Here is a 4,559-nt window from a genome sequence, read left to right on the forward strand (position 1 = left end):
AAGCCCTTCTTCGAGGAGTCGTAGCCGATCTCGAGGATCTTGTCGCGGACGAGCTGGGCGATCGGGGCGTACGCCTTCGTCGTCACCTCGCCCGCGATGTGCACCAGACCGGTGGTGATGAGGGTCTCCACGGCCACGCGCGAGGTCGGGTCCTCGGCGAGGAGGGCGTCGAGGATCGTGTCGCTGATCTGGTCAGCGATCTTGTCGGGGTGACCCTCGGTCACGGACTCCGAGGTGAACAGACGACGGGACACAATGCTCCCTGGGGTTGCAGCGGCTGCTGGCTGATCATTTGGCGGAACGATACCGGGGGCTGCGCCCGATCACGTTCCAGATGCAGTTTATCGGTCGCCACCGTTCGCCGGACCACCCGTCTCGCCTTATGGGAGCCGTGTGACCTGCGGCACTCCATTCTGACCTACGGATTTCCCGTCGAGAAGGGAAACGCTCAGGCGCGTCGGAGCTCGCTCGGGGGTGCGAGCCGCGACGCGACCTGGTCCCAAATCACGTCCGCCAGGACTTCCTTCGGACCATAGGGGACTTGCACCTCTCCGCCATCGGAGGCCAGGATCACGGCTTCGTTCTCCTCAGATCCGAAGGTCTTGCTTTCGCCGACCTCGTTGACGACGAGAAGGTCACAGCCCTTGCGGCGGAGCTTGGCCCGGCCGTTGTCGAGCACGTCGTCCGTCTCGGCGGCGAATCCGACCACGACCTGACCCTTCAGGGCACGCTCGGCGGAGATCTCCGCGAGCACGTCCGGGTTGCGCACGAGGGCCACCGGGTCGGGCTCGCGCCCCTCCTGCTTCTTGATCTTGCCGTCGGCGTAGACGGCCGGCCGGAAGTCGGCCACGGCGGCGGCCATCACCACGGCGTCGGCGTCGGCGGCCGCCTTGAGCACCGCATCGCGCAGCTGCAGGGCCGTGCCCACGCGCACGACGTCCGCCCCGGCCGGGTCGGCCAGCGCGGTGTTGGCGGCCACCAGGGTCACCCGGGCCCCGCGCGCCACGGCGGTGCGGGCCAGTGCGTAGCCCTGCTTGCCGGAGGAGCGGTTGCCGAGGAAGCGGACCGGGTCCAGGGGCTCGCGGGTGCCGCCGGCGCTGATGACCACGTGCCGTCCGGCCAGGTCGGGGGCGGCGGCGCCGCGGGCCAGGACCGCCCGGCAGACCTCGAAGATCTCCTCGGGGTCCGGCAGCCGGCCCTTTCCGGTGTCCTTGCCGGTCAGCCGGCCGACGGCGGGCTCGATGACGACCGCTCCGCGGCGGCGCAGGGTGGCGACGTTCTCCTGGGTGGCGGGGTGCTCCCACATCTCGGTGTGCATCGCGGGGGCGAAGACCACCGGGCAGCGGGCGGTGAGCAGGGTGTTCGTGAGGAGGTCGTCGGCCAGCCCGTGGGCGGCCTTCGCGAGCATGTCGGCGGTGGCCGGGGCCACGACGACCAGGTCGGCGCTCTGGCCGATCCGCACGTGGGGCACCTCGTCGACGCTCTCCCAGACCTCGGTGGAGGCCGGGTTCCCGGAGAGCGCGGCCCAGGTGGCCTCGCCGACGAAGTTCAGGGCGGACGCCGTGGGCACCACCCGCACCTCGTGCCCGGACTCGGTCAGCCGGCGCAGCAGCTCGCACGCCTTGTAGGCGGCGATCCCGCCGCTGACCCCCAGCACGACCTTCGGCTTGTCCACTGCTTCTCCCGTGATCGCGTGATCGGTTGCGTCGGTACCTATGACACACCACAGGCCCGGCAGCTGTGCTGCCGGGCCTGTGGTGACGATGTCGTGCCTTACTGGGCCGGGGCCTCGATGGCCTCGGAGGTCAGCAGACCCGCGTTGATCTCGCGCAGGGCGATCGAGAGCGGCTTCTCGTGGACGTGGGTGTCCACCAGCGGGCCGACGTACTCCAGCAGGCCCTCACCGAGCTGCGAGTAGTACGCGTTGATCTGACGCGCACGCTTGGCCGCGTAGATCACGAGGCTGTACTTCGAGTCCGTGGCCTCGAGCAGCTCGTCGATCGGCGGGTTGATGATGCCCTCGGGCGCGGTGATGGAAGAGGACACGCTCTACCTTCCGAAGATGGATAAAAGATCAGACAACTTCCATCAAGGCTAGCAGCTCACGTGCTACGTCCTCGACGGAGGTGTTGACCAGGGTGGTGTCGAACTCGGACTCGGCAGCGAGTTCGACCTTGGCGGTGCCGAGACGGCGCTCGATGACCTCGGCGGTCTCCGTGCCCCGGCCGGTGAGCCGGCGGACCAGCTCGTCCCAGCTCGGCGGGGCCAGGAAGACCAGCTGGGCCTCCGGCATCGACTCGCGGACGAGCCGGGCGCCCTGGAGGTCGATCTCCAGGAGGACCGGCTCGCCGTTGTCGAGCCGCTCCAGTACCGCGCCGCGTGGTGTGCCGTAGCGGTTGCCCGCGAACTCGGCCCACTCCAGCAGCTCGCCGTTGGCGATCAGCTTGTCGAACTCGTCGTCGTTGACGAAGAAGTACTGGACTCCGTGTCGCTCACCGGGCCGCGGCTTGCGGGTGGTGGCCGACACCGAGAGCCAGACCTCGGGGTGGACCTTGCGCATATGCGCGACGACCGTGCTCTTGCCGACCCCCGAGGGGCCGGAGAGCACGGTCAGCCGCGGACGAACCTCTGCTGCCATAGAGCGATTATCCAGGTTCTCGGGACTGCCTGAGAACGCCGGGAGAACTCCGGGCGACGCCTCAGGCGCCGCTACCGCCGAACTCACGCTCCAGAGAGGCGATCTGGTTGGAGCCGAGACCTCGGACACGCCGGGACTCGGAGATGCCGAGGCGCTCCATGATCTGCTTGGCGCGGACCTTGCCCACGCCGGGCAGCGACTCGAGAAGGGCGGAGACCTTCATCTTGCCGATGACGTCGTTCTCCTGGCCCGTCTTGATGACGTCGTGGAGGGAGGCGCCGGAGTGCTTGAGTCGATTCTTCACCTCGGCCCGCTCCCGGCGAGCCGCGGCGGCCTTTTCGAGCGCTGCTGCGCGCTGTTCAGGGGTAAGGGGCGGAAGAGCCACGCCTACGTCACCTCGGATGTCGAACTGTCGGATACGGACCGGCGGGGAGCCCTCGGGCACCACGCCGGGAGAGCTCCCGAACAGCGGTGGAACTCGATCGCTGCGCGTTCACTCTGGTCGGAGACTAGCGGCCAAGGCCGCTCCAGTCAGCGAGAACGGACGAAAAGTCCTGGTCAGCCTCCACTGAACCGTACATCACGGACAAACCACCCCGGATTTGTCCGGGGAAAGACGTTCGATTTTCGTCAGCCCGTGCCCGCCCCGCGCTCCGCGCCGGTCCGTGACCCCCGCGGTCAGAGCGCGACGGCCTCGCGGATCTCGTCCGCGAACGCCTTCGCGGAGGCCCGCAGGGCGGCGGTGTCCGGCCCGTGCTTGAGGACGCCTCGAGAGACGTTCGGGACCACGTTGCCCACGGCCGCGCCGAAGACCGCCGGGAGGTCGGCCGCGGTCGCGCCCTGGGCACCGATGCCGGGGGCGAGGAGCGGGCCGTTGATGTCCAGGTCGAAGGAGGACAGGTCACCCAGGGTGGCGCCGACCACCGCGCCGAAGGAGCCCATCGGCTCCGCCCCGGCGTTCTCGGCCGCCAGGTGCGCCAGCATGGTCGCCCCGATCGAGCGGCCGTCCTCGCGCACCGCCCGCTGGACCTCCGCACCCTCCGGGTTGGAGGTCAGCGCCAGGACGAACAGGCCCGCGCCGGACTCGCGCGCCAGGTCCACGGCCGGCTTCAGGGAGCCGTAGCCCAGGTACGGGGAGACCGTCAGCGCGTCCGAGAACAGCGGGGAGGACGGGTCCAGGAAGGCGGAGGCGTACGCGGCCATGGTGGAGCCGATGTCGCCGCGCTTGGCGTCCATGACGACCAGGCTCCCGGCCGCCCGGGCGTCCGCCACGGTCCGCTCCAGCACGGCGACGCCGCGCGAGCCGAACCGCTCGAAGAACGCGGCCTGCGGCTTGAAGACCGCCACCGAGTCGGCGAGCGCCTCCACGACGGTGCGGGAGAAGCGCTCCAGGCCCGCGATGTCGTCCGCCAGGCCCCAGGAGTCCAGCAGGGCGGCGTGCGGGTCGATGCCGACGCACAGGGGGCCCCGGGCGTCCATCGCGGCGCGCAGACGGGCGCCGAAGGGGGTCACAGGGGTCTGGGAGGTCACTGGGCGGCCTTTCGGGTCTCGGCGCCCACGGCCTCGGCCAGGGTCGCGTACGGACTGGCGGCCAGGCGTGCGGCCAGGCCCTTGTGGATGGCGCGGGCGTAGAACGGGCCCTCGTAGATGAAGGCGCTGTAGCCCTGGATCAGGGTGGCGCCCGCCAGGATGCGCTGCCAGGCGTCCTCGGCGTTCTCGATGCCCCCGACGCCGATCAGGGTGATCCGGTCGCCCACACGGGCGTACAGGCGGCGCAGGACCTCCAGGGAGCGCTCCTTGACCGGGGCGCCGGAGAGCCCGCCGGTCTCCTTGACCAGGGCCGGGTCGGACTTCAGGCCCAGGCCCTCGCGGGCGATGGTGGTGTTGGTGGCGATGATGCCGTCCAGGCCCAGCTCCAGGG

Annotated in this window: 6 protein-coding genes and 1 pseudogene; all 7 read right to left on the bottom strand. The window is 70.3% G+C overall.

From position 1 onward, the window contains the following. Positions 1–254, bottom strand: a 254-nt coding sequence (locus VR44_RS14120) for an S-adenosylmethionine synthetase N-terminal domain-containing protein (protein WP_045947828.1), incomplete at its 3' end; no start/stop codon positions are given. A gap of 194 nt (positions 255–448) precedes the next feature. After that, complete coding sequence (gene coaBC, locus VR44_RS14125; protein ID WP_045947829.1) at positions 449–1,675, bottom strand: bifunctional phosphopantothenoylcysteine decarboxylase/phosphopantothenate--cysteine ligase CoaBC; 1,227 nt, start codon at positions 1,673–1,675, stop codon at positions 449–451. 98 nt (positions 1,676–1,773) lie between these two features. Next, positions 1,774–2,046, bottom strand: coding sequence for a DNA-directed RNA polymerase subunit omega (gene rpoZ / locus VR44_RS14130; RefSeq protein ID WP_004948662.1), 273 nt, complete (start codon positions 2,044–2,046; stop codon positions 1,774–1,776). A 28-nt stretch (positions 2,047–2,074) separates the two neighbouring features. Continuing rightward, positions 2,075–2,638: a guanylate kinase gene (gmk, locus tag VR44_RS14135; protein WP_045947830.1), complete on the bottom strand. Its 564-nt coding sequence runs from the start codon at positions 2,636–2,638 to the stop codon at positions 2,075–2,077. Between the two features lie 61 nt (positions 2,639–2,699). Continuing rightward, positions 2,700–3,023, bottom strand: coding sequence for an integration host factor (locus VR44_RS14140; RefSeq protein ID WP_030234009.1), 324 nt, complete (start codon positions 3,021–3,023; stop codon positions 2,700–2,702). Between the two features lie 293 nt (positions 3,024–3,316). Next, positions 3,317–4,168: an orotidine-5'-phosphate decarboxylase gene (pyrF, locus tag VR44_RS14145; RefSeq protein ID WP_281187137.1), complete on the bottom strand. Its 852-nt coding sequence runs from the start codon at positions 4,166–4,168 to the stop codon at positions 3,317–3,319. Continuing rightward, a pseudogene (locus tag VR44_RS14150) lies at positions 4,165–4,559 on the bottom strand (quinone-dependent dihydroorotate dehydrogenase); the annotation flags it as partial. The pseudogene VR44_RS14150 and the gene pyrF, both read right to left, overlap by 4 nt.

The organism is Streptomyces katrae, from assembly GCF_000966975.1.
GTDB lineage: Bacteria > Actinomycetota > Actinomycetes > Streptomycetales > Streptomycetaceae > Streptomyces > Streptomyces katrae.